The following is a 25,806-nucleotide window of genomic DNA, read 5'->3' as shown; positions in this document are numbered from 1 at the left end:
AGCTGTCGGCGTCCATGCGGTAGCTGATCTGGCCGGCGTCGTGGCGCTGCGCCATGTCCGACTGCGCCGCCAGCACCGCCTGCAACTGCCGCTGCATGCCCTGCATGCTGTGCAGCAGCTGGCCGGTTTCGTCGCGGCTGTCCACGCTGATGGGGTTGTCCAGCTTGCCTTGGGCGATCGCGCCGGCCACGCGAGTGGCGCGGCCAAGCGGGCCGGCAATGCTGCGGGCGATGAACCAGCCGGCAAACGCGGCTAGCATCACGGCCATGACCATCGCGGCGAGCATGATCTTTACCGAACGCTGATACCCGGCTTCGGCGCTGGCGATCTCCGCATCCATGTGCGCGATGTTGAACTTGGTGAGCTCCACCAGCTTGGCGAACAGGTCACGGCGCAACGGGCGTGAGCGTTCGTCGGACACCTTGCTGGCAGCGGCGAAGTCGCCGGCGCGCACGGCAGTGCCCATCGCCGCGTTGGCGGCGTAGTAACCATCCAGCTGCTGCTTGACCGCTGCATACAGCTCGGTTTCTTTGCCGGCGGTCATCGTCTTGGTATACGCCGCCTGCGCGGCATCCACATCGGCACGGGTCTTGGCCATGCGCTCGAAGTAGTTGGTGACCGCTTCGGGATCATTCGCACGCGCCAGCTGCGCTAGCTCGTAGGTGCGGAACTCGCCCAGCAGCGCGCGCATCTCGCTCAGTTGCTGCACGGCCGGAGCCCAGGTGTGGCCGATTTCGCGCAGCAGCTGCGCATTGGCCTGCATGCGCAACAGCGCAAACGCGCCCAGGCACAGCGTGATCAAGGTGGTGAAAAAGAAGGCAACAGCGAGCTTGCGCGCAACGGCGAGATGACGGAACCAGTTCATGGGAGTCGGCTTTCAAGAAGATCAATGGAAACCGTTGGCGTCATTAACTGCGCAACGCTGGAGACGGTCGCTCAATCAAACGATGTGGCCTGCAGGGGCCAACGCATCGCCGCGTGCACAGGGGCAGGGCGGCAGCGCAAGCCGGCGGGCCCTAGACCGCCGACGGATGACACGTGTCCTTAGGGACTGACCACTGCGGCATCCTTGCCGCAGCGACGTGCGTTGACTCAGGCCGCCTGCGGCACTTTCAGCGAGCGCACCAGGCCACCGATGTCCACGATCAGCGAGACGCGACCGTCACCGAGGATGGTGGCGCCGGAGACGCCCGGAATCCGCCGGTAGTTGTTCTCGATGTTCTTGACCACCACCTGCTGCTGGCCGAGCAGTTCGTCCACTTCCAGCGCGATCTTCTGGCCGTCGCCTTCGACCACCACCACCAGCGATTCCTTGGAGGACTGTTGTCCGCCGAAACCGTAGTAATTGGTGAGCGACAGGATCGGCAGATACTCGCCCCGGACCCGCAGCACCCGGCCGTCGCCGGCCATCGAGCGAACATCTTCCGGCGCCGGCTGCAGCGCTTCGAGCACGTAGGACAGCGGCAGGATCAGGGTTTCGCCGGCAACCGACACGGTCATGCCGTCCAGGATGGCCAGGGTCAGCGGCAGACGGATCAGCACGCGGGTCCCGCTGCCGGCGTTGCTTTCCAGCTGCACTTCGCCACCCAGGCCCTGTATGTTGCGGCGGACCACGTCCATGCCCACGCCACGCCCGGAGAGATCGGTGACGGCATCGGCGGTGGAGAAGCCCGGTGCGAAGATCAAATCCCACACCTGCGCATCGGTCGGGTTGTCCGGCACGGCAATGCCGCGTTCGGCCGCTTTTTCCAGGATCTTGGCGCGATTGAGGCCACGGCCGTCGTCGCTGACTTCGATCACGATGTGACCGCCCTGGTGCGATGCCGCCAGGGTGATGGTGCCGGTTTCATCCTTGCCGGAGGCGCGGCGCGCATCGGGCATTTCCAGGCCATGGTCGATCGAGTTGCGCACCAGGTGCACCAACGGATCGGCAATCTTTTCGATCAAGCCCTTGTCCAGTTCCGTGCTTTCGCCAATCGTGCGCAGACGCACCTGCTTGCCGAGGCGGCTGGAGAGGTCGCGCACCAGACGCGGGAAGCGGCGGAACACCGCGTCCACGGGGAGCATGCGCACGCCGATGACTGCTTCCTGCAGATCGCGGGTATTGCGTTCGAGCAGATCCAGGCCGGCAAACAACTGTTCGGCATGCGCCGGGTCCAGGCCGGTGGAGACCTGCTTGAGCATGGCCTGCGTAATCACCAGTTCGCCGACCAGGTTGATCAGCGCATCGACCTTGTCGACGCTGACGCGGATGGAGCTTTCGGCTTCGGCAGCGGCGGCCTTGGCAGGCGTGGCGGCCGCAGCAGCAGGTTCTGCAGCGGCGGCAGCCGGAGCAGCGGCCACGGCGGTCGGTGCACTGCTTGCGGCAGCGTCCACGGCCAGGCTCGGCGGCGGGCCGGGCACTGCCATCGGGCGGATGTCCAGCTCGCAGTCGTCCACCACCCAGGCAAAGGTGTCTTCGATCTTGCTGCGCGGAATCTTGCCGATAAGGCCCAGATCCCACGCCAGGTAGGCTTCCAGCGGGTCGATGTTCTCAAAGCCCGGCATGCGCTCCAGACGCGCGGCGATCTGCAGCGGGCCAAGATGCTCCAGCTCGCGGATGATGCGCAGCGGGTCGTTGCCGCTCATGAACAGCGACGGCGCCGGGGTGAAGCCGATGTGCCAGGCTTCGGGTTCTTCTTCCTTCGGCTTGGCGACGGCCACCGCGGCCGGCGCTTCGCCGGCGAGCACCGCGTTCAAGCGGGTGTGCACGGCCTTGACCGCAGCCGGGTCGGCCGGGGTGCCGTGTTCGGCTTCGCGCAACAGGGCGCGCAGCACATCGACCGAGCCGAGCATGGCGTCGACCGCATTGGGTTCGAGCTGGCGCTTGTTGGAGCGCAGCTCGTCCAGCAGCGTTTCCAGTACGTGGGTCAGGCCGGCGACGGCTTCGAAGCCGAAGGTGGCCGCACCGCCCTTGATGGAGTGCGCGGCGCGGAACACCGAGTTGATGATTTCCGGGTCGCGGTTTCCCTCTTCCAGGGACAGCAGCCCGGCCTCCATCGCGTCGAGCCCTTCACGGCTTTCCTCGAAAAAGGTGGCGTGGAAACGTTGCAGGTCCATGCTCATGGGCGTGAAATCCGATCGTGAAACGAGGAAGGGTTAACCCAGGACTTTCTGGACGGTGGCAATCAGCTGTTCGGGATTGAACGGCTTGACCAGCCAACCGGTCGCACCGGCCGCCTTGCCTTCGGATTTCTTGTCGGCTGCCGACTCGGTGGTCAGCATCAGCATGGGAGTGAACTTGTAGTCCGGCAGCTGGCGCAGTTCGCGGATCAGCGAGATGCCATCCATGTTGGGCATGTTCACGTCGGTCACCACCGCATTGAAGCGCTGGCCCTTCGCGCGGCCCAGCGCCACGGCGCCGTCTTCGGCTTCTTCGACGGCAAAGCCGGCAGAGGTGAGGGCGAAAGAGACCATCTGGCGCATCGACGCCGAATCGTCCACCACCAAGATACGTGCGCTCATGCGGCGTTCTCCACAGATTTCAGGTTGTCATTGGATGCGGAAAGTCCGAGCGCGTCAGTGACGCCGAGCAGACGGGCCGCATCTCTAAAAGTGTCGTTGCAGCCATCGAATTCGGTCTGCAGTCCCGCACTGCGGCGGGCCTGCACGAAAGCGCAGAGCAGCTGCACGCTTGCGGTGTGGATGCGCCGGACTTCGCCGGCGTCAAGCACCAGCTCGCCGTCCTGCGTCAGGACTGCAGCCAGTTTTTGCTTGAGGTCGGCGCTGGTCTCGATGCCGAGATCCTCACCCAATATCACTGTGCTCATTGTTGCTCCGAACGGATGGTTCTATGCGTACTAACGGCGGCGGGCGGGAAAGCTTTAACGTTGAATCGGCGCATTGGTGCGCGGCACCATGCGCGCATTAATGCAGCAGGTGGGTGGCGTCGAGCAGGATCATCGGGTGATGGCCCAGGCGCGCCACGCCACGGAACAGGTTGTTGGAAATGCGGCACAGGCGGGCGTTGTCCGGCGGCTCGATCTGGTGATCGGTGAGGCTGGTGACGTCTTCCACCGCCGACACGCGCAGGCCCATGGTTTCGCCGTTCTCTTCCAGCACCACCACGCGGGTGTGCAGGTCCATGTCCACCGGCGAGGAGCCCAGGTGGATGCCCAGGTCGATCACCGGCACCACCTGGCCACGCAGGTTCATGATGCCGAGCATGGCGCTGGGCGTACCGCGCAGCGGCAGCAGCGGTACCGGCAACACCACTTCCTGCACCTTGAGCAGTTCCAGCGCATAGGTCTGTTCGCCGCAGCGCAGACGCAGCCAGCGCGTACTGCGCTCGCTGGCACGGCGCTCGGCGTGGATATGTTCGGCCTGGCCCGGTGCCAGCAATGCCTGCAGGCCCTGCGGGTAGACCGGCGCAGGCGCAGCACGCGCGGGTGCCGGTGCCGGACGTGCAGGTGCGGGGATGGCCACCGGTGCGGTGTCCAGCCCGAAGGCCGGGTCCGAATCCAGTTCTGCCAGCAGGTCGGCGGCGATCATGTCGGCGCTGGGTTCTGCGCTGGCGAATGCCGGGTCGGCATCCATCTCGGCCATCAGATCTGCAGTGCTCATGAATGGGCTGGGCGCGGCCGTGGCAAAGGCGGGGTCCGCATCCATCTCGGCGAGGAAATCCGCCGCGATATCTGCGGCACTCGGCGCAGCCACCACCGGCGGGCCGAAGGCGGGGTCGGCATCCATTTCGGCCAGGAAATCGGCGGCGATGTCGGCAGCGCTGGGTGCCACCACGCGCGGCGCAAAGGCCGGGTCGGCATCCATCTCGGCCAGGAAATCCGCCGCGATGTCGTCGGCGCTCGGCGCGGCAACAATCGGCGGGCCGAACGCCGGGTCGGCGTCCATTTCGGCGAGAAAATCGGCGGCGATCGCTTCGGCGCTGAGCACCGGAGCGCTCACCTGCGGTGCTGCAGTGGCCTGCACGGGCGGTTCCGCCACTGCCAGGTCGTCGGCCTGCGCGAGGTCTGCCTCGGCAGCCACCGGCGCTGCGCTGGCGACGGCGGTGACCGTGGCCACGTCGACCTCGACGCCGGCATCGTGCAGCAGGCCTTCCAGATAATCGTCCAGCTCACCATTTGCGGTGTGATTGCTCATGCCGCTTGCTCCATCCGCATCGCGTCATCGGCCAGCACCCATTCCAGCGCGCGGCGATACGCGGACAAGCCGCGGCCCTGGTAATCGGTGGTGGTGGCCGGCACGGTGAGGGCGGCGGCGTTGCAGATGCGTGTATCCATCGGCACCGCGTCTTCCCACACCACCGGGCCGTAGGTGGTCTGCATTTCTTTCAGTGTTTCGTTGCCGGCGCGGGTACGGCGGTCGAACAGGGTGGGCAGGATCGACACCGGCAAGTCGCGGCGGCGCGAGCGCTGCACCATGTCGGCGGTGCGCACCATGCTGGCCAGGCCGTGCAAGGCGAGCGGTTCGGCCTGGGTCGGCACCACCACGCGGTCGCAGGCGGCCAGCGCGTTGATCATCAACAGGCCCAGCGTAGGCGGGCAGTCGAGCAGGATGTAGTCGTGCTGGCCGGCATGCCGGGCCATGGCGTTCTGCAGGGCCAGGCCCAGGCCAGGCTGGTTGGCGCTGCGGCGCTCCAGCGTGGCCAGGGCGGCCTGTGCGCACACGTAGGACAGGCCGGGGATGGCGCTTTCGTGCGCCAGGCTGGCCAGGTCGCTCGGCGGGGTGCCGAACAGGTCCAGCACGCCGCGCGGCGGCGGGTCCACGGCCACGCCGAACGCGCGGGTGAGTGACGAGTGCGGATCGAGGTCGATCAACAGCACCCGGTGCCCGAGCGCGGCCAGGCCGCGACCCAGTGCCAGCGTCGTGGTGGTCTTGCCCACGCCGCCCTTTTGGTTGGCGATTGCCCAGATACGCATCTCAGTGCACTCCTTCAATTACGGCGGGGACGGAACTTGTGCCGCTTTCGGTGGTGACGGCCGTTTGGCCGCCGTCAGACTTGGGAAGCTTCGGCGCCCCGGCGGCGGTCGCATGGATCTGCGATGGCGGATCGGGTGCGAGTGAGCCAGCCGAGTCAGCGAGGATGATCAACACCACACGCCGGTTCGCATTCCGTCCCGCCTCGGTGCTGTTATCGGCACGTGCGCGGAATTCTCCATAGCCAACCATCGCCAATCGTTGCGGGGCGACGCCTTCGTCGGCGAACAGGTGCACCACGCTGGCGGCACGCGCGGCCGACAGTTCCCAATTGGAGGGGAACTGCGCGGTGGCGATGGGCTGGTTGTCGGTATAGCCCTCCACGCGCACGCCGTTGGGCGCATCGCGCAGCACTGCCGCCAGGGTGGACAGGGTGCCGCGCGCGCTCCCGGCCAGCAGCGCAGAGCCGGTGACGAACAGGATGTCGCTGTTGATCTCCACCTCGATCCACAGATCGCGGCGGCGGATGGTGATGAGTTGCTTGTCGATCAGCGGTGACAGGGTCTTATTCAACTGCTGCGCCACCGCATCCATCTGCCGCTGCGCGCGCGCCAGCTGCGCCTGATTGCGCAGCGACACCGGCATGCGCATCTGCGCGGCCATCGACGGCAGGATGGTGGGGTCGGTAGGCCCGTTGGAGGCGGCCATCGGCGCGCCGGCCTTGATCACCGAAGGGCGGTCGTAGTCGGCGCCCAGGCTCTGGGTGTTGCCCAGCTGCACGGGGCTTGCGGCCTTGGACGAGCCACCGAAGGCGGTGGTCAGCGCCTGCGCCATCACCTTGTATTTGCCTTCGTTGAGCGAGGAGATGGCGTACATGACCACGAAGAACGCCAGCAGTAGCGTCATCAGATCGGCATACGGAATCGCCCACGCTTCGTGGTTGCCATGGTCTTCGTGATGTTTGCGACGGCGGGCCATGACGGGGCTAATGCAAGTAGCCTGCCAATTTCGACTCGATGTTGCGCGGGTTCTCGCCCTGGGCGATGGCGATCAGCCCTTCGATGGCCATTTCGCGCTCGTTGGTGCTGCAGTGGATGACGCTCTTGAGCTTGGCGGCCACCGGCAGGAACAGCAGATTGGCCGAGGCGATGCCATAGATGGTGGCGGTGAACGCGGCAGCGATGCCGTGGCCGAGCATGGACGGGTCGGCCAGGTTCTTCATCACCGCCATCAATCCGAGGACCGCACCGATGATGCCCAGCGTGGGCGCATAGATGCCCATGCCTTCGAACACCTTGGCGGCGGCAAGATCCTGGCGCTCCTGGTTGTCGACTTCGATCTCCAGCATGTGGCGCATGGATTCGGGCTCCACGCCATCCACCAGCATCTGCAGCCCTTTGCGCAGGAAGGCATCGTCCTGGCGGCCGAGCTGATCTTCCAGGCCCAGCAGGCCCTGGCGGCGGGCAATATTGCTCCACTCCACGATGCGCGCCAGCAGCCGCTCGCGGTCGCTGGCCGGCGGCTGGATCACCCAGCGCACAATCTTGAAGGCGCGCCGGAAAACCGCCGGCGAGGTATGCAGCAGGATTGCGGCCACGGTGCCGACGATGACGATCACGAAGGCGGCCGGCGACCACAGCGACGAAATGCCGGCACCTTTCAACACGCTGCCGCCCACGATCGCCACGATCGCAAGCACCAGTCCAATGAGGCTGAGTCTGTCCATGGAAGCGGTATCGGCCCAGGCCGGGCGGACTTGATAGATGCGCGCGGTCCAGTGCGCCAGAAAGTTGTCGTTCTGGGTATGGGTCTTCGAATTGCCGACTGCGCTGAGAGCGGTAGCGCGGCGGGGGACCGGTCTCTCGGTCGTAAGGTCTCGATGAACTCAGTGCTGCCTCAGGTCAGCCCTTGCGTTACCGAGGCGGATATAGAAGACACGACCGACGCGGCACTCAAGCCCCTCTCCCGCCGGGAGAGGGGTTGGGGTGAGGGTACGTCCAGGCGCGGACTGTCGATTGTAGGTTTCGGTGAGGGGCGCCATGCGGCCGGGAATCGACTCTTCGGCGCTAGAGACATTGCTTATGACGCGTCATCACGGCACATCCCTGTGATGGCGATAGCAGCCAAGCGGCGTGCGGTTGCCATGTGCTGGAGTGTGCCAACACGCATGTCGATCCTGCTTCTGGCTAAGCTCGGTTGCAAATGATGGAGAGAGTGCAGGGGTTTCGGTGAGCCGCTTGCGCCTGGTTGCGGGCGAGTGCGTTTGGCGGGCTGCGATCAAGTTGCTGCGGCAGGCAGGCTCTACCTTGCCGCGTGCAAGCGTGGCGAGCCCGGCCGCCATCGTGGCGCTTGCAACATCGCGGGCCTGCTGCGCGGCAGAATGCGCTGGCGCATGAGCTGTGCTACTTAGGCGTCCACCGCATTAGAACGATCTAATCGCATCCGCGCAGAGGGGAGAGAAGAGCAGGGAAACCGGACGCCGCAATGGTGCCGGATATTTTTGCATGACTCGCGCGGTGTTCTTGTCCGGTCGTTGGATCGATACAAAGCCGCCGAGGCCGATCAATCTTTGGGAGAGCACGATCGAAATGAACTGCATGCCATTCGCACGCAACCACAGCACGCTGTACGCCGGTATCGCCATCGCCTTGTTCGCGAGCGCTGCCTCCACCAGCGTCTCCGCCCAGCAGGCTGACGGCACGCCGGCGCCGACGGGCCAGGCCACGTTGCAGGCCACGGACCTGGACGCGGTGACGGTGACCGGCTACCGCTACGCGATCGAAAAAAGTCTGGCGCAAAAGCGCAACGCCAACGCCGTGGTCGATGTGATCACCGCCGAGGACGTGGGCAAGTTCCCCGACAAGAACGTGGCCGATGCGCTGCAGCGCGTGCCTGGCGTGGTCATCAGCCGCGACGGTGGCGAAGGCAAGAACGTCAGTGTGCGCGGCCTGTCCTCGGAGCTGGTGCTGACCGAATTGAACGGCAACTACATCGCCACCGCCGAGTCCAACGGCGACCCGACGCGCTCGTTCAACTACACGCTGCTGCCGTCGAACCTGCTCGGCAGCGCGGAGCTGTACAAGACCCCGGAAGCGCGCATCGACGAAGGCGGCATCGGCGGCACGGTGATCCTGCAGACGCGGCGCCCGCTGGAACTGGAGCCCAATTCCGGCTTCGTCTCCGCTGAGGGCACCTGGTCCGATACCAGCAAGAAGACCGACGGCCAGTTCTCCGGTTCGTACGCGTGGCACGACAAGGACAACCGCTTCGGTGTCTTCGTTGGCTACACGCAGCAGAAGCGCACCGCACGCACGCTCAATGCCAGTACCGAGAGCTGGCAGTGGTACGGCCGCGACGAAGTTGGCCCGGCGGTCGATGTGAACGGAAATCCGTCGGACTTCAACGCCAACTGGTGGGGCGGTACCGGTTTCTGGAACCAGGACGGCGATTACTCCACCGGTTTCATGATGCCGACGGCGGTCAGCCTGGACGCCAAACGCGAGGAGCGCGAACGCAAGGGCGGGCAACTGACCTTGCAGTTCAAGCCCACCGACGACCTGACCCTGACCGCGAATTACTTCCGCTTCGACCTGTCGCAGAACTCGCAGACCAATACCATCAAGATTCCCGAGTGGAACATTGCCCGCTATAACGGCGACGGCAACTGGCGCGGCGGCCGTCTGCTCGACGGGCTGCAGTTCGATCCCAGCGGCACGATTGTCACTGGCGCCGCCTACAGCCTGCGTCCGGGCAAGACCTACTATTGCAGCGAGGCCCAGGCCGCCGCAGCCGGACTGCCGCCGGGCGGCTGGGGCTCCGATGACTGCACGGTGCCGACGCCACAGATCACCGGCAGCTACAACATCGAGAAATCGCAGTCGCAGACGGTGGACCTGGGCGGCGAATGGCGTGGCGAGCAGGTGGACGTGGCGTTCAAGGTCGGCCGCACCTGGGCCAAGGGCGGGCCGGAGCTGCAGTTCTCCCTGCCGATCAAGCCGCGCCTGCAGAACGCCGACGGCAGCTGGAGCAACGGCAACTTCGCCAGCGCCTGGGACCTGACCGGCACGCCGTCCATGACATTCTCGCCGCAGCTGATGCAGAACCTGCGCGACGGCATCCTGCAGGTCGACCTGGGCTCGACCGGCTCGTCCTGGACCCGTAACACCAATCAGCAGCAGTACGCGCAGATCGATACCACCTGGCATTTCGACGGCGAGGTCTTCGACTCGCTGCAGTTCGGCCTCAAGCGTCGCGACGGCGGCATCCACCGCAGTACCGGCAACAACTACTGGGTGTGCCCGGGCACCGACCCGAGCGACTACGACAACCGCTACTGGAACGGGCGCTGCAATGCCATCGCCACCCAGTTCTCGCCGGGCCTGCTGTTCGCGCAGGACAACCTGGCCGGTGGCGTCAACGCCAGCGCGTTCCCGGCGATCAACTTCCCGGGTTACATCGGCTACTTGAATCAAACCTACGGCGCCATGCAGACCCGCAGCGAAGACAACTTCGTCTACAACGTCGACGAGGAGATCTACTCCAGCTACCTGCAACTCAACTTCCACACCGAGCGGCTGCGCGGCAACGTCGGCGTGCGGGTGGCGCGCACCGGCCAGCGTGCCGATTCCACCGACAAGGTGACCGCCTACAACGACTACTTTTTCGACGCCGCCGACGGCAATCCGCTGGCTTGCCAGCAGGGCGCCGCCATGCCCAGCGGCGCCCCGGCCGACACCTATTGCGGGACCGAAGGCTACTGGCGTTTGTCCGACAGCGTGCAACGCACCGAGTCGTTCGTCATCAGCGGGCTGGACCGCAACTACACCGACGTGCTGCCGAGTTTCAACCTGGCCTACGACCTGACCGAGAGCCTGCTGCTGCGCGCGGCCGCCGCGAAGGTGATCGCACGTCCCAGCTACAACGACATCGCCGCGCCTGGCAGCCTGGAGTTCTACAGCCCCGAGTACGTGGCCGACCGGCGCCTGACCGGCGGTGCCAGCGAGCAGGGCTGGTACGGCTCGGGCAGCAACAAGAATCTGGAGCCGTACAAGGCCAACCAGTTCGACCTGGGGCTGGAATGGTATTTCCACCCGGGTTCGGTGGCGGGTGTGGGGCTGTTCCGCAAGAACGTGGAGAATTTCGCGGTCGACGTGATCAGCGACGTCAACATGATGGTCGACGGGCAACCGGTCACCGTGCAGAACTACAGCACCCAGGCCGGCGGCCAGGACGCGGTTTCGCAGGGTGTGGAGCTCTACGCGCAGCACACGCTGCCGTTCGGCCTCGGTGTGCAGTTCAACTACACCTACAACGATGCCAGCAAGGCGGCGGTGCGGCTGGAGGATGGCACTGAGGCCGGCAAGACCTCCATGCCGGGCAGCGCCAGAAACCAGACCAACCTCACCGTGTTCTACGAAGCCGATAGCCTGCTGCTGCGCGCCTCGTACAACCGTCGCGGTGAGCTGGTGCAAGGCCTGGTCAACGGGTTGAACGTCTTTGAGGAGCCGTACTACCAGATCGATCTGAACGCGGCGTACAACATCACCCCGGCGCTCAGCCTCACCGCCTCGGTGCTGAACCTGACCAAGCAGGAGTCCCGCTCGCACCTGGGCGAGGACACCCGCGCCCGCTTCTATACCGGCGGCTACGCCGGCCGGCTGGCGTACCTGGGGCTGACCTACAAGTTCTAGGTCCCAGCGTGTCGCGCCCATGCCTGCCGCGTGGCGGCGGGTATGGGCGCGACGGTAAGAAGTGAACCTGGAACCGTTATTTCGAACCGTTATTTCGCTCGCAGCAAGTTGCATAGACCCTTTCCGGGATGATTGGCGAGGGCGCAAGGCAGTCCTGTCGCACCGTCGAGAGCTAAGCGGGCACTACAGTATTTGGTGATTGGTTTCTTTTTATTCCCCGCTTACTATCGGTCATTAGTCGAAGGGGGCGGGGCGGGAATGAGTCAATACTTATTGAACTTTGCAAAGCACAATTTAGAAGGTAAGTCAGAGGCTTACCTAATTTTGTTGTGGTGCCTGTATAAAGGGTACAACAAAACAGGTAGATATTCCGATCAAATCAAAAGCTACCTTTCGAGAAACAGCGATAAAATATTTGATGGAAGCAGTAAGGGGTTATTTAGCGAGCGTATAGCCCGTAACGCTGCTAGGTTCAAGAAAGTTCTCGATGGCAGGGCTGAACTGGACTGGGTTGCCCCATCTGGCCTAAGTGCCTTGGCGGAAATGAATGTAAAAAATTTTCGAGGATTTGGGGAGTTGAGTGCCGACGATAGGGGGACGTTTATAAGATTTGGTAAAGTAAAGAATATCTTTTATGCTCCTAATGGAGGTGGCAAAACTTCTCTTTGCGAAGCGATAGAGTTCGGGACGACTGGGGCTATCAAAGAGGCAGATCGACGCAAAACGAAGTTGAAAGACTATATTGCAAGGGGCAGTAAGAAGCAGTCTGTTTTTGTGCGCGATAAGCATGGGGTCGATATAGTAAAAAGCCAATCTTGGTCTGCTTGCTTTGTAGATCGTAATCGTTTGCAGGAGTTCTCGCTCCTGGGCTCTAAAGACACAGGAAGCAACGAGAGCGATGTAGTGGCAACGCTCTTCGGTCTTGAGGAGCTACAAGACGTCATTTCAAAGTTCGTCCGACCAGCTAGTTTCGATCTCCTGGGATTTCTAAAGTCAGGCAACTATGAGCAGCTAGCTCGGGCACGTGAGGAACATGATCGGCTTAAAGGGCTGAGATCTTCTGCGATCCAATCCATGGCGTTGGATACTCAGAATGTCCTGAGACTTTTGGGGATTCCTAAAGGTGAGGTCGCTGCAATCCGGCTTCGATATTTAAGGCTCTTAGAGTTGCACGACATAAAGATTCGAGTTGCTGAGCGACTCAAGGTGGCAGCCAAGCCGCTCGTCTTCAGTAAATCTGCTATCCATCGAGTGATAAGTATAGGGGCGAGGCTGAAATCAAGGCTTGAGAAGATCGATGGGGAGTTCGCAAAACTTTCATCAGCTATCAATTACCAGGCGCTTTTCGAAGCGATTAAGGCAATGGGGGAAGGTGATGAGCGCCCTGACTATTGTCCCGCGTGTTGCACTCCCCTGGACAAAGTCTCAAGAGACCCGTTCCTGCGTGCTAGAAATGAACTTGGCTCAATTGAAAGGTTAACAGATTTAAAGCGATCCAAGCAAGCGTTAGAGCTTAAGACGATTGCATTGGCAGCACGGATTGCTACGTGGTACCAGGATTTTCTCGACAATGAGAAGGCAGGAATAGAATTCAAGGGAGACATGGCAGAGTTTGTTGAGAGCGTCAGCGTGTTTCATATTTCTGCTGATCGAGTTGGCGGGGCCACATCTCTATTGAGCACTATTGCCTCAACTTTGGTGGGGCAAGAAAGTGCCGTGGATGACTACGTGGGCCACTGCCGAGAAGCATTTGACAGGTACAGCAGCAGCGATGAGAGGGTTCGGAAACTTCTGGGCGACGTAAAAAAAATCTCGCACAAGCTCGACGAGATTAAAAGTATTTTTTCGAATAAGAAGCAATGTCAAAGCTCATACAAGATTGCTGGTCGCGGCATTCAGGATATTTTAGCTAAGGTCAAAAGGCTGCAAGAGCTGACCAGTCGAGATAACGCTTATAACGATTTGATTAGGCAGACGCAGGTGGAATACTCAAATCTGCACTCAGATCTTGCCGCTTTTAAATTATCTATAGAAAAAGCCAGAATTTCAGGGATTGAAGAGAAGGCGGCGCATTACTACAAGGAAATCAATGCGCACGACGACGAGCATGAGCAGATACTTGGTATCAGTTTTTCAGGTGTGAACGGTGGTTATAGAATCAATATCAAAGGCCAGGACTCTCTAGTTGCCGATGCTTTTGCCACGCTAAGCGAGGGTCATTTGAGAGTGCTTGGGCTATCTTTGCTTCTTGCGATGGCTCAGAAGAATAATTTGCCCCTCATTGTATTTGATGACGTGGTGAACGCCATTGATACTGAGCACAGGGCAAATATCATTCATCTTTTCTTTAATGATCCGTACTTGAAGAAAATTCAGATGGTAGTTACGACGCATGACAGACTCTTCTGGGAACGATTCTGCATGGTATCTGAAAGTAGTACTCATGCTGACCAAAGTTGTAGCAGAATATTAACGTGTACTAATCATGGAATCGTGTCTTTTGACTATGCAGGCGGCTTTAAGGCCAAGATAGAGAATGCGTTAGAAGTTTATGACATCAGGCAGGCTCTGCTCTATTGCAGAATTTGGTTTGAAACAATGGTTGTCCAATTCTGTTTGGATAATAAGATACAGGTTACCGCGACTTTTACTCCCCGGCAGCGGCATAAAGCTAATTTACTACAAATAAGTCTTGAGAAAACCTTCAGTCTCGTTGAGGATTACATATCCTATGATTTTTCTAATTATCATGCCATTAAGCGCGATCTGATAAATTGGGGGGCGCAAAATCAGGAGCATCATGCATTTGATGAATTCAGCTTTAATTTTGTGCATTCTAAGACAAGTCGCGAAGTTTTGGCCATCTATGAAGCGATTGATCGTTTCGAATGCCAACTCTTCCCACTTCAGCGAAAGGAGTACTGCTTAAGCTCGCTTGTCCTTGCTGAAAGCAAGATCGGTCGGCTTGAGACAAAGACCGCAGGATTAACGCAGGCCCCGGAGGCGGTGAAGGCTAAATATGCTATTGAAATCGAGCGGCTGAAAGCTTTAGCTGCACTTAAGAAGGATCAGATCAATTATATTGAATTCTGTTTACGTCATAGGCGACCCTCAAAGGAAGCACAGCCCTCAAAGGAAGCACAGTCAGAGTCGGCCGATGAAAGAGAGACCGCGGACCAGTAGGGGGGCTGGCCTTGAAATAACCGTTCCAGGTTCATTTCCATTGCAGCCCAGCCGTCGCCAAACAAGCCCATACCGCCGCGCGGCCTGCCGGGCGTGGACGAGGTGTCGGACTTGAGGTGCAACTAGCTGCCCGATTCGTCTTCGCGCATGGGTGGGTCGGAAAGCATCATTACCTCAGCGCCGATATGCGCACGAACGGATGCCTTGCAGTTGGGGCAGACGGTTGGCTTGAGAAGCTTGTCAGGGGCGAAGGGAACCATGGCGGTGCATTTGCAGAGAAGGCCGACGGCCAGAATCTTTTCGATCCGATGCTCTGGATCGTTCTTGATTGCGATGTAGCTGGCGTTGCACTTGGTGCTAGGGCAGAAGATTGCCTTGTCACCGGCTTGTTCTGCGGGCCCCAAGATCAGCACTTGGCCGCACGAACACTTGCTGGTGGCGATGTCTTTGGCTGCCGCTATCAAGGTTGAGGTCGCTACATCTTCCAGCTCGGAAATCCAAAGCCGGAGCTTCTCCACCCTGGGGGGCTTAGTGCGCTGGTCCTTCTGGAGGTGGAGGTAGCTGCCAAGCGCGTTGTAGTAGGTGCGGAACTTTGACCAAGGGATGCGCTTCGCTTCGCCGATGGGCAAGAACTCTTGATCGCCAAACAACTTTTTCAAGTCGCTGGTTTCGAAGTTGAGGTCGTCTGGAAGCGGTGAGACGGAGATGGAAAAGCTCGCCGTTTGATCGGAGTGTGGGTCGAATTGCGCCAGCATCCGGATGATCTGGTCAGGTCGCCACTCGCGGGTAAGCTCCGCCGAAACCTCTTCTCCATATGCCGCCAAGTTTTGGTAGGCCACGGACTCGAAGCAGAATCGGAGTTCAAGCGCTGCATAGAGCAGTGAATGCTCGTTGCCAGTTGCGATAAGTTCTCTTGCCCGGGCCAGCCGGTCGGTGATGTTGTAGAGGGCCATCAAGGTAGGCTAGTGGGGTTGGGGCGGCGCGTCATCACCGACCTAATGCGTTGTACTGCTGGGCTGCGGAAGGACCGTGATGGGGTCAGGTGCACTTATCAGACGACGACGCTCGGCTTGCGTGGCCCTTATGGAACTGCGCCAGCGGCGCACACAGCCGCGCGAGACTCGCCAGCGTGTATTGACACGCCAGACCGTGTACTTGCAATCTAGTTCCAAGGAGCGTCGAAACTCCTCTAAGAGCGGTACCCACCTCCGTCAAACCGGTGGGTTTTTTGTGCCTGCATCCTGCAGGTACAAGCCGATGCGATGCCTGCGTCGGGAGGGCGGCTAATACAACACCCGCAAGGGGAATACGCCCGCCGGCTCTTAGCGGTTTCGAACCTCCCGACATCCCGTCGCCGTTGGCGGCGGTTCTTGGGTTGTTCCAGGAGGGCATTGCCATGTCTATCGCACCATCCATGCCGGCATTTGTGCCGGTTGATCTGTTGCCAGCTTCCGCTCACCGCCTGCGGTGGGATATGGGCGATGTGCTGCGCAGGCTGGACGCACGCACAGCTATTGAGCAGGCGAGAGACCATACCGCGCATCCGCTGAGTCGCCAGCTCGGTGTATTGCCGCACACCTCGCGCCACCTGTCTGCACGCAGGGCTGTGCCATTGCAGCAGTACGTCGCTGCAACCATCACCCGCCATCACCGGGAGGCGCCATGACACGCCGCCGCCCACCCACGGTATCTGCCAGTACACGGCCCACCCGCACGCGTACGCGTCCCACGCCGCCCAAGCGGGTGCAGTGGGTCGTTGTGGAACCCGACCGCACCAAGCTGCCACCGATGCTGCCGCCCGACCCGGACGCCTCCCCGCAAGGCCCCGGCACGCTACGCGCACCCCGCCGCGCCCGCCGCCCGCGCCAATGCACCGTCAGCTACACCCATTACCCCGGCGCCCACGACCACGCCGGCGACCAGCACGTGCCCCACGTCCGCCTCAGCGGCCTATGGCTGGAACAATTAGGCTTTGCCATCGGCACCAAGCTGCGGATCACCGCCGGCGCGGGGCAGTTGTTGATGGAGGTGTTGCCGCTGGTGGAGGTGCCGGCCAAGGCGCGCAGCGTGCGGCGATGATGCTGCGGCTGCCAGACCCCTTGCGATTGACCTCGGTGTCGGATGCCACTAGCGTCGCAGCCACACCAGCGCACAACGGACGCTTCATGATCGCGCGCCCCCTCTACGCCTTGCTCGCCAGCCTCGCTCTGGGCGCATGCGCCCACACGGCGGCCACCCCAGCCCCGGCAACCGTCACGGAGACATCTGCCATGCGTTCCCCATCCGAATCCGCAGTCACTCCCGCTGGCAGTGAACCCAGTGGGCCGATACGAACGGCAGAGGATGCGCTCACCCGCATGCTTGCATTGATTCAAGCAATTCACGGACTGGACGATCTGACACCTGACTACCTACAGTCCAGAATGGGGGTTCCGGTAACGCGTGCGGCAGCTGATCCCAAGCGTTACGGCGCCAGTGCTCCGCTTACCAGTGAGTGGGGTTACAGCTTTGGCATGGACCAGACGCCTACTGCGGGGCGTTGGTTCGAGTTCACCTTTGTTCCAGCGCAAGCGGGTGCTTCTCCGCCTATGACGGAGATCTGCAGGATCGATTTCGATACGTTTACCAAGAAACTGGAAAACATGGGGTTTGTACGTCAACGCAACATGGTGGAAGACGGGCGATGGATGAGTGACTTCTTCAGCCGCCCAGGCATGCGCGTGGAAGTGTTTCCACGAGGCGAGGCCGATGCACCGCAGGAGCGGGTAGAGCACCACTGCGTCGAATGGATCTACATTCGTTAAACCAAGGAACGGTCATGCCATTGAGTCCACAGGCGCAAGCCATTGTTGATGACTTCGGCCGCCAGCCAGGTGTTACCCCCGAACATGTCACCAATCTGCAGGGTGTGCTAGCCGCATCGCCCGTTCTGCTTGACCAATTCAATGATGCGGTTGCCAAGCAACGCGTACTCAGTCTAAAACCTCTGACTGATCCGAATGCAGGCGGAACGTTCACGCCAGGCGAGCATTCCATCCGGCTACCGCTGTCTAGGCTTTCCAATGGGCCTGGTGGCAAGTTGCTTGATTCCGGTGACATGACGTTTGTGCTGGGGCATGAACTGCAACACGCCATGTACAGCCCAACTGCAGCTGCTTCCCGTAAGGCGTTCGAAACCGCGGCGGTGCAGATAGCCAAGACCACGCACGATTATTCGGACGCAGCGGAGAAGGTTTTATCAAGCAACCGTGTAGATGAAGCAAGTGCAGAAATTGCAGGCTGGAATGCAACCGTCAGCAGGGTAAAGCAAGCAAAGCCGGACGCCTCTCTGGAAGATATCTTTCGGGAAGCACCCGGTCGTATGCACGACTTCATTGATCGAACTGGTGGAATGCCGCAATTCAATTACGCGCTCAAGTCCAACCTTACCTTGAACGCAGATATGACGATGCCCGTCACTCCTGCCAACGTCGAGGCGATGGGTGCAAACTTCTTCGACAAGGACGCCAAGAGCACTCGCATCGGCTATACGGGTCAGTCCGACTACGCCAATCACTACGGCCCGTGGGTAGTTGCAACAGCTGCCATCTACGAGCGCCACTACAACAAGCAAAAGCCCGGAGAGCCAGAACAGCCGATGATTCTGGATATGCGACGTCTGGGATTGAAAGAAGAAATACTCGAGCGCAATGGTATTGATCTGGGCAGCAATACACGCCCGATGCCTTACCTGGATAGCAGCACCCAGCCCCCGACGCCGGGCTTGTTCGAGCACAGCAAGAACACGCATCTGCACGTCTCGCCGATTTCTGCACAAGAGCTGGAGCAGGAGCTCCGTGCACGTGAATCCCAATCGCAAGGGACCTCAGCTCAGCGTCTTCCGTCAGACTCAGGCCATGCGGATCACCCGCTATACCAGCAGATCAGAGGCGGGGTGCAAAAGCTCGATAGCGCACATGGCAGGCAGTGGGCATCGAGTGAGCGCATGACCGCCAGCCTGCTTGCGCTAGCTAAAGAGGAAGGGTTGTCGCGGGTGGACCATGTCGTACTCAACAACCCCACGCCTCAGCTAGCCGGCGGCGAGAAGGTCTTCGTCGTGCAGGGCGCTCTCGATGACCCAGCACACCGGCGTGCGCACATGCCGACCGTGGACGCCGTGCAGACACCAGAGAGCCAGTCGTTCGATCGCCTGCAGGCAATCAACCAGACTCAGGCCCAGGCGCGCGAACAGCAGCAGGCGCTGGAGCAGTCCCAGCAAGCCGTCAGCCAGGCTGGTCCGTCGATGACACGCTGAGTGTTTCGCAACGAGATAACGGGGTCCAAATAACGGTCCGAAATAACGGTTCCAGATTCAGTTCCACGGCAGCCTCACCGTCGCCAGACCATCGCGCCCATACCGGCGCGCGTAGCGACATAGACCGGCAGCGATGCTGCTAGTGAAACGACAACGGCCGCAGTACGCGGCCGTTGTCGTTAGATCAGGCAACCAGGATCGTCTTGCCGAATCCCGAATCCCGAATCCCGAATCCCGAAGCTCAATGATCGCTGGAACGCAGTCCATCCACATCCAGGATCAGCGCCATGCGGCCGTCGCCGATCAGGGTGGCGCCGGCGTAGCCGGGCAGGCCGCGTAGGGCGCGGGGCAGGGGCTTGATCACCACTTCCTCGCGGCCGCGGACCTGGTCCACCACCAGGCCGAAGCGGGTTTCGCCGGCCTGCAGCAGCACCACGGTCAGCAGCGGCGGTTGTTCGGCGGGCACGCCCAGCCAGCGGCGCAGATCGATCAACGGCAAGGTGTGCGAGCGGCGATCTAGCACGGCGCGGCCGTCGAACCAGCCCAGCGAGGACTGCGGGGCGTGCAGCACCTCAACCACGCGGGCCAGTGGCAGGGCGTAGACCGCTTCGCCGGCCTGCACCAGCAAGGTGGGCAGGATCGCCAGGGTCAGCGGCACGCGGATCATGAAGCGGCTGCCGCGGCCCAGTTCGGACTGGATCTGGATCTGCCCGCTGAGCTCGCGGATACGCGATTGCACCACGTCCATGCCGACGCCGCGGCCGGAGATGTCGGTCACCTCGGCCTTGGTCGAGAAGCCGGGCATGAAGATCAGATGCAGGCACTCGTCGGTGCTCAGGCGCGCGGCGGCTTCTGCATCGATCAGGCCCTTGTTGCGGGCGATTTCGCGCAGGCGCTCGGGGTCGATGCCGGCACCGTCGTCCTGGATCTCGATACTGACGTAGTCGCCTTCCTGCTGTGCGGACAGGCGCACGTGGCCACTACGCGGCTTGCCGGTGGCTTCGCGCAATGCCGGTGATTCGATGCCGTGGTCGATCGCGTTGCGCACCAGGTGCACCAGCGGGTCGGCCAGGGCTTCGACCAGGTTGCGATCCAGCTCGGTCTCCGCGCCAATCAGCTCCAGTTCCACTTCCTTGGACAGCGTGCGCGCCACATCGCGGGCCACCTTGGGAAAGCGCGAGAACACCTTGCTCACCGGTTGCATGCGGGTGCGCATGACCGCGGTCTGCAGGCGGGCGGTGGCGATGTCGAGCGTGCTCACCGCGCGGTCGAGCTCTTCGTCGCGCAAGCGGGTGCGCAAGGTCTTGAGCCGGTTGCGCGAGAGCACCAGTTCGCCGATCAGGTTGACGATGGCGTCCAGGCGCTTGGTATCCACGCGCACGGTCTGTTCGGCTTCGGCGCCACCGCTCTTGGCTGCGGCTTTCGGCGCCGCCTTGGCACCGGCGGCGGCCGGTGCCTGGCCGGCGGGCACCGCGGCGAGCGCGGCGGCCTTGGGCGCGGACTTCACCGCCGGCGGGCCGCTCTTGGCATCGAACTGCGCGATCAGCGACGCCGGTGCATGCGGCACCGGGTCACCCGAGCCCATCGCATCGAGCATGGCCTGCAGATAATCCAGCGACTGCTGCGCGGCATCGAAGTGATGCGCCTGCAGTACCGCCTGGCCGGAGCGCGCCATGCCGAGCGTTTCTTCGGCGGCGTGGCACAGCTCCACCATGGGCTTGATCGCCAGAAAGCCGGCGCCGCCCTTGAGCGTGTGGAAGCCGCGGAACACCGCGTTGAGCTGGTCGGCTTCGTCTGGCGCCTGTTCCAGCGACACCAGCTGTTCGCCGAGGCGATCCAGGATTTCCTGGGCCTCGACGATGAAATCGGCAGCAATATCGTCTGGAACAGCACTCATGGTTACAACCCCAATCCGGACAGCAGGTCGTCGGCGTCGTCTTGCGACACCGCGTGACGGTCCAGGCCCTTGACTGCAGGACCGGCAAGACCGCCGTCGTCTTTCTTCGGCTCGGTGCTTTTCGGCGGCAGGCCGAGGGCACCAAAGCCTTCATGCACGCGCCGCACGATGCCGGCCACGCGCCGGATGATCTGGCCGCTCAGGTCCTGGTAGCTCTGCGCCAGCGACAGCTCGGTCAGGTTGTGGCGCATCTTCTCCATCAGCGCGCCCTGGTCCTGGTTGAGACCACCATCGCGCAGCTGGTTCGCCAGCAAACGGCATTCTTCGACCAGATCCAGCGTGCGATGGCTGGCCTTTTCGGTCATTTCCACCACGTGGTCCAACCGCGAGCAGGCGTCGTCCAGCTCGCCGGCTTCTTCGGGCAGGGTGGGCAGTTCGCCCAGGGCCTGGCCCAGTTCGCGTGCAAGCCGGCTCAGGCCCTGCATCATCGGACGGGTGCGCAAGGCGGCGAGGTGGTCGACCTCGCGCTTCCAGGCGGCTTCGTCACCGCTTTCCAACGCATCGAGCGCGCCCTGCAGGCGGTCGATCAGCGCGGCGCGTTCGGCATTGGTGTCCACGGTGGCGTTCATCAGGCGGTCGCCGCCAGACGTTCGAACACCTTGCCCAGCTTTTCTTCCAGGGTCTGGGCGGTAAACGGCTTGATGATGTAGCCGTTCACGCCGCACTGGGCGGCTTCGATGATCTGCTCGCGCTTGGCCTCGGCGGTCACCATCATCACCGGCAGGTGCTTGAGCTTGGCGTCGGCGCGGATGTTGCGCAGCAGGTCGATGCCGGTCATGCCGGGCATGTTCCAGTCGGTGACCACGAAATCGAACGGGCCCGCGCGCAACGCAGCCAGTGCGCTGTTGCCGTCTTCGGCCTCTGCGGTATTGGTGAAGCCGAGATCCGCCAACAGATTCTTGACGATACGGCGCATCGTCGAGAAGTCGTCCACGATCAGGATCCGCATGTTCTTATTCACATCAAGCTCCTAACACGAAAAATACGCGAAAAATTAGTCGTCAATTTCGACACCGGCATCAGCCAGCTCGAAGACTTTGAGGCGGCCGCGCAAACGCACCACGGCCTGGCCATGGATCTGGCAGACGCGCGACTCGCTGACACCGAGCACGGCGCCGATTTCCTTCAGGTTCAATTCCTGTTCGTAGTACAGCGACAGCACCAGCTGCTCGCGCTCGGGCAACTGGCCAATGGCCTTGCCCAGCTCGCGACCAAACTCGCCGCGCTCCATCATCTGCTGCGGATTGGGGCCACCCTTGGCGGTGGTGTCCAGTTCGCCGTGGTCTTCGATGCGCGATTCCAGGCTCAGCACCTGGCCGCGTGCGGCGTCTTCCATCAGGCGCAGGTAGTCGGGCAGCGGCATCTCCATCGCGGCGGCCACTTCGGTGGCGGCGGCGGCGCGGCCGGTGTTCTGTTCGATCTTGCGCACGGCGGCGGCGGCGTCGCGGGCCCGGCGGTGCACCGAGCGCGGCACCCAGTCGCCCCGACGGATCTCGTCGATCATCGAGCCGCGGATGCGGATCGAGGCATAGGTTTCGAACGAGGCGCCCTGGTCGGAATCGTAGCTGCGCGAGGCTTCGATCAGGCCGATCATGCCGGCCTGGATCAGATCGTCCACTTCCACGCTCGCCGGCAGGCGCGCGGCCAGATGGTGGGCGATCCGGCGCACCAGGTCGGCGTGCTGGGTGACCACATCGTTGGCGTTATTGCGTTGCACGGCACGGTACTGGGCCGTGGCGGTCGTTGCGGTGGCGGTACTCATGCGGCCACTCCCCGTTGGATGATGCGTTCGACGAAGAACTCGACGTTGCCGCGCGGCACGGTGGGGGCCTGCCAGCGCGAGGTACGGCGTGCGATTTCGGCAATGGCCTGTGCCGAGGGACTGGCCGGGTAGGCCTTGATGACCGGTTGCTGGCGCTGCACCGACAGGCGCAGCCAATCGTCCTGCGGCACGTGGCCGAGGTAGTTCAGCGAGACATCGCCGAGGAACTTTTCGCACACCCGCGAGAGCTTGTCGTACAGCAGGCGGCCTTCGTTGGGGTCGCGCACCATGTTGGCGATGATCTGCAGACGGTCCACGCCGCGTTCGCGCGAGAGCACCTTGATCAGCGCGTAGGCGTCGGTGATCGAGGCCGGCTCGTCGCAGACCACCACCACGGTGTCCTGGGCGGCCTGGCAGAAGGTCAGCACGCTGTCGGTGATGCCGGCGGCGGTGTCGATGACCATCACGTCCAGGTCGCGCTCTAGTTCGGAGAACACGTTGACCAGGCCGATGTGCTGGGCCGGGGCCAGTTCGGCCATGTGGCGGCGACCGGAGGCGGCCGGCACCACGAGCACGCCGCCGGGGCCTTCGATGATCACTTCGTCCAGCGTGCAGCGGCCGGCGATCAGGTCGGCCAGGGTGTACTTGGGCGACAGGCCCAGCACCACGTCCAGATTGGCCAGGCCCAGGTCGGCGTCGAGCAGCAGGGTGCGCTTGCCCATGTCGGCCAGGGCCACCGCCAGGTTGGCGGAGATGTTGGTTTTACCCACGCCACCCTTGCCACCGGTCACGGCAATGGTGCGCACCGGGCCCAAAGGCTCGGGACGGGTCGCCGACAGGGGGAAGGCGTTGGTCAGCTTTGCGTATTCACGCGACTGCATGGTTGTGCTCCGGAGTACAGGGCTTATCGGCAGCGCGCCGCAAATCTTCAAGGCGAAGAACGAGACTGGCGGCATTGGCACGGTGCAGGTCATCGGGGACGCGTTGTCCGTCGGTGACCCAGGTGATCGGCATCTGGTGATCGACGACCACCGACAGGGCGCTGCCGAAGCGTCCGGTCTCGTCGAGTTTGGTCAGCACCACGCCCTGGGGCTTGGCATGGGCGAAGCGGCGCACGACCTCGTCGAGGTCGGAAAAATGGGCGTTGGCGGGCAGCACCAGCAGCGAGGTGACCTGGCGGGCGGCGCGCAGCCAGTTGAGCTGGGCGGCCAGGGCGCGGTCGCGCTGGCCCATGCCGGCGGTGTCGATCAGCACCAGCTTGTAGTCGCGCAGGCGCTCGAGCAGCTCCAGCAGGCTTTCGGCGCTGTCGGCCTCGTGCACGGCGATGCCGAGCTGACGGCCGTAGCTGTGCAGCTGCTCGCGGCCGCCGACGCGCTGGGTGTCGGTGGTGACCAGGGCCACGTCGCGCGGGGCGTGCTGGGCGGCGAAGCGTTGGGCGAGCTTGGCGATGGTGGTGGTCTTGCCGGCGCCGGTCGGGCCGACCAGGGCGATGACGCCGCCCAGTTCCAGCGGGTCGACCGGGGCCACCGGCAGGCGCTTGGACAGCAGGCCCAGCATCAGGCCACGGCCGCGGTGCAATTCGGTGTCGGCCGGGATCTGCAGGGCGACATCGCGGATCAGGCCGGCGTCGAAGCCGTAGTCGTCCATCAGCTCCAGCGCCTGGGCACGCACCGGCGAGCCGCGCAGGCGTTCGTCGGTGAGGCGGTTCATTTCGCGCTCGATCATCTGACGCATCAGCGCCAGCTCACCGCGCAGCTGCTTGAGTTCTTCGTCGTTCTGCGGCGCCGGGGCGGCGGCCTGCACGGCGGCCAGGGCGACCGGCGCCACCGGGGCGACGACCAGCGGCGGCAGCGCGGCCGGCGGCAGGATCTGCGGCAGCGCGTCGTCCAGGTCGAAGCCGTCGTCGGCCAGTTCGTCATCGTGGTGGTGTGCGATCGCAACCGGTGCGGCAACAGCGGCCGGCATCGCCGGGACCGGCGCGGTGGCGACGACCGGGGCCTGCAGCGGTGCACGCGGCACCGGCGGGGTGGTCAGGAATTCGGCAAACAGCTGCTCGGGCAGTTCCGACAGGGCGTGCTCGGGCTGCTGGCGCATGGCGGCAGCCGGTGCGCTCTGCACGGCAACCGGCATCGGCGCCGCAGCGCGGACCGGTGCGGCCGCCGGGGCGGGGCGCGGCACGCTGACCGGCTGGCGCAGGGCCATGGCGGCAATCATTTCTTCGGCGGCACTGGCCACGCGCTGGCGCTGGGTCATGCCGGCTTCGGCGGTGTCGCGACGCGGCACGTGCACCGGGGCAGGCTGGATGGCCGGCGCCTGCTGGACCGGAGCCGGCGCGGCGGCGGTGGCCGGTGCGTCGGAGCGGGCGGTTTCCAGGGCGCGCTGCACCAGTTCTTCGTCGTAGTTGCTGGCGGCGACGATCTCGACGCCTTCGGCGGTACGGCGGTTGGACAGGATCACCGCGTCCGGGCCGTGCTCTTCGCGCACCATGCGGAATGCGGTGCGCATGTCCGGGGCAACAAAGCGTTTGATCTTCATGCGAAGTGCCTCCAGGAACAGGACCCGACGGACGCCGTACGGGTGCGGGTGAAATGTGGGTGTGTTGCCAGCGTCATGAGGTGCCTGTCCCGTTCGTTCGTCCAAGTGCTGCGTCCCGCCCCGCAGCGATGTGGCTGTCTGCGGTCTCGCCAGAGCTAATGCATGCGGTGTGCCAAAACGCGGCGCCGGGGTTCCGGCGCGTGGATTTGGGGGACGGGACGGAGGCGGAGCTGGGCGTTCGGCCTGGGCGGAAGTGGTCAAGTCGTTGGATTGATTGACGTTTTTTCGGGGCGGCGATGCGGTGGCGACGCCTTGCGGGCAGAGCCGCTGGTGGGCTGGGTGACGAACGTGGATCGATTGGAGCGCCTGGAAACGGCCAGCGCCCTGCAATCGATTGGAGGTTCGGAGCGGTGGCGGGTTTCCGACGCCGGGTTTTGGCAGTCGATTACCGGGCTTCAGCATTCGCTCGCCG

The 25,806-nt window shown here is 62.9% G+C and carries 21 protein-coding genes; 6 read left to right on the top strand and 15 right to left on the bottom strand.

Going from position 1 to position 25,806, the window contains the following annotated elements; genetic code table 11:
- The 8 genes from QRM60_RS20775 to QRM60_RS20740 all read right to left on the bottom strand — a co-directional run.
- The coding region (locus QRM60_RS20775; protein WP_285446956.1) for an MCP four helix bundle domain-containing protein at window positions 1–865 on the bottom strand (865 nt) is incomplete at its 3' end.
- A gap of 227 nt (window positions 866–1,092) precedes the next feature.
- Window positions 1,093–3,105: a chemotaxis protein CheA gene (locus QRM60_RS20770; RefSeq protein ID WP_115576984.1), complete on the bottom strand. Its 2,013-nt coding sequence runs from the start codon at window positions 3,103–3,105 to the stop codon at window positions 1,093–1,095.
- A 33-nt stretch (window positions 3,106–3,138) separates the two neighbouring features.
- Entirely contained in the window at window positions 3,139–3,504 is a 366-nt protein-coding gene (locus tag QRM60_RS20765; RefSeq protein ID WP_002806565.1) for a response regulator, read from the bottom strand.
- Entirely contained in the window at window positions 3,501–3,809 is a 309-nt protein-coding gene (locus tag QRM60_RS20760) for an STAS domain-containing protein (RefSeq protein WP_011037055.1), read from the bottom strand. Before QRM60_RS20760 ends, QRM60_RS20765 begins: the two co-directional genes overlap by 4 nt.
- Window positions 3,810–3,906: 97 nt before the next feature.
- Complete coding sequence (locus QRM60_RS20755) at window positions 3,907–5,136, bottom strand: chemotaxis protein CheW (protein ID WP_285446955.1); 1,230 nt, start codon at window positions 5,134–5,136, stop codon at window positions 3,907–3,909.
- Window positions 5,133–5,915: a ParA family protein gene (locus QRM60_RS20750; RefSeq protein ID WP_011269794.1), complete on the bottom strand. Its 783-nt coding sequence runs from the start codon at window positions 5,913–5,915 to the stop codon at window positions 5,133–5,135. The genes QRM60_RS20755 and QRM60_RS20750 overlap by 4 nt, the downstream gene beginning before the upstream one ends.
- Window position 5,916: 1 nt before the next feature.
- A complete protein-coding gene (motD, locus tag QRM60_RS20745) occupies window positions 5,917–6,891 on the bottom strand; it encodes a flagellar motor protein MotD (RefSeq protein ID WP_012438310.1) in 975 nt (324 codons plus the stop codon).
- A 7-nt stretch (window positions 6,892–6,898) separates the two neighbouring features.
- The gene (locus QRM60_RS20740; RefSeq protein WP_012438311.1) at window positions 6,899–7,639 is read right to left on the bottom strand and encodes a flagellar motor protein; all 741 of its coding nucleotides are present in this window, start codon (window positions 7,637–7,639) and stop codon (window positions 6,899–6,901) included.
- 862 nt (window positions 7,640–8,501) lie between these two features.
- Here QRM60_RS20740 and QRM60_RS20735 point away from each other — a divergent pair.
- Together QRM60_RS20735 and QRM60_RS20730 are read left to right on the top strand one after the other, a co-directional pair.
- Complete coding sequence (locus tag QRM60_RS20735) at window positions 8,502–11,603, top strand: TonB-dependent receptor (RefSeq protein ID WP_285446954.1); 3,102 nt, start codon at window positions 8,502–8,504, stop codon at window positions 11,601–11,603.
- A gap of 195 nt (window positions 11,604–11,798) precedes the next feature.
- A complete protein-coding gene (locus QRM60_RS20730; RefSeq protein WP_285446953.1) occupies window positions 11,799–14,786 on the top strand; it encodes an ATP-binding protein in 2,988 nt (995 codons plus the stop codon).
- 122 nt (window positions 14,787–14,908) lie between these two features.
- Here the strand turns inward: QRM60_RS20730 and QRM60_RS20725 are convergent, their stop codons facing one another.
- On the bottom strand, window positions 14,909–15,739 hold the full coding sequence (locus QRM60_RS20725) for a hypothetical protein (RefSeq protein ID WP_285446952.1): 831 nt from the start codon (window positions 15,737–15,739) through the stop codon (window positions 14,909–14,911).
- 443 nt (window positions 15,740–16,182) lie between these two features.
- Between QRM60_RS20725 and QRM60_RS20720 the strand changes: the two genes are divergently transcribed.
- The 4 genes from QRM60_RS20720 (at window position 16,183) to QRM60_RS20705 (ending at window position 19,080) form a co-directional block, all read left to right on the top strand.
- A complete protein-coding gene (locus tag QRM60_RS20720; protein ID WP_285446951.1) occupies window positions 16,183–16,452 on the top strand; it encodes a hypothetical protein in 270 nt (89 codons plus the stop codon).
- Complete coding sequence (locus QRM60_RS20715; protein ID WP_285446950.1) at window positions 16,449–16,865, top strand: SymE family type I addiction module toxin; 417 nt, start codon at window positions 16,449–16,451, stop codon at window positions 16,863–16,865. The genes QRM60_RS20720 and QRM60_RS20715 overlap by 4 nt, the downstream gene beginning before the upstream one ends.
- Before the next feature lie 86 nt (window positions 16,866–16,951).
- Window positions 16,952–17,590: a hypothetical protein gene (locus QRM60_RS20710; protein ID WP_285446949.1), complete on the top strand. Its 639-nt coding sequence runs from the start codon at window positions 16,952–16,954 to the stop codon at window positions 17,588–17,590.
- A 14-nt stretch (window positions 17,591–17,604) separates the two neighbouring features.
- Window positions 17,605–19,080 carry an XVIPCD domain-containing protein gene (locus QRM60_RS20705; protein ID WP_343237662.1) on the top strand — a complete coding sequence of 492 codons (1,476 nt, stop codon included), beginning with the start codon at window positions 17,605–17,607 and terminating at the stop codon, window positions 19,078–19,080.
- A 241-nt stretch (window positions 19,081–19,321) separates the two neighbouring features.
- On the opposite strand, the gene QRM60_RS20700 is transcribed toward QRM60_RS20705, so the two are convergent.
- Genes QRM60_RS20700 through flhF form a run of 6 tightly spaced genes read right to left on the bottom strand, consistent with a single transcriptional unit; the run spans window position 19,322 to window position 25,334 of the window.
- Window positions 19,322–20,977, bottom strand: a complete 1,656-nt coding sequence (locus QRM60_RS20700) for a chemotaxis protein CheA (RefSeq protein ID WP_012438327.1) — start codon at window positions 20,975–20,977, stop codon at window positions 19,322–19,324.
- 2 nt (window positions 20,978–20,979) lie between these two features.
- Window positions 20,980–21,606 (bottom strand): protein phosphatase CheZ, encoded by a 627-nt coding sequence (locus QRM60_RS20695; RefSeq protein WP_228419508.1) that lies wholly within the window; start codon window positions 21,604–21,606, stop codon window positions 20,980–20,982.
- On the bottom strand, window positions 21,606–21,998 hold the full coding sequence (gene cheY, locus QRM60_RS20690; protein WP_014507662.1) for a chemotaxis response regulator CheY: 393 nt from the start codon (window positions 21,996–21,998) through the stop codon (window positions 21,606–21,608). The genes QRM60_RS20695 and cheY overlap by 1 nt, the downstream gene beginning before the upstream one ends.
- 33 nt (window positions 21,999–22,031) lie before the next feature.
- Complete coding sequence (locus tag QRM60_RS20685) at window positions 22,032–22,799, bottom strand: RNA polymerase sigma factor FliA (protein ID WP_011037072.1); 768 nt, start codon at window positions 22,797–22,799, stop codon at window positions 22,032–22,034.
- Window positions 22,796–23,680 carry a MinD/ParA family protein gene (locus QRM60_RS20680; protein WP_010374294.1) on the bottom strand — a complete coding sequence of 295 codons (885 nt, stop codon included), beginning with the start codon at window positions 23,678–23,680 and terminating at the stop codon, window positions 22,796–22,798. The genes QRM60_RS20685 and QRM60_RS20680 overlap by 4 nt, the downstream gene beginning before the upstream one ends.
- Window positions 23,667–25,334 (bottom strand): flagellar biosynthesis protein FlhF, encoded by a 1,668-nt coding sequence (gene flhF, locus QRM60_RS20675; protein WP_228419509.1) that lies wholly within the window; start codon window positions 25,332–25,334, stop codon window positions 23,667–23,669. Before flhF ends, QRM60_RS20680 begins: the two co-directional genes overlap by 14 nt.
- Window positions 25,335–25,806 lie beyond the last annotated feature (472 nt).

Origin of the sequence: Xanthomonas sp. fls2-241-TYG-148, assembly GCF_030208815.1 — a bacterium.
Lineage (GTDB): Bacteria > Pseudomonadota > Gammaproteobacteria > Xanthomonadales > Xanthomonadaceae > Xanthomonas > Xanthomonas campestris.
Note: the sequence above shows the minus strand (reverse complement) of the source record. Positions and strands in the feature narration are given on the sequence as shown.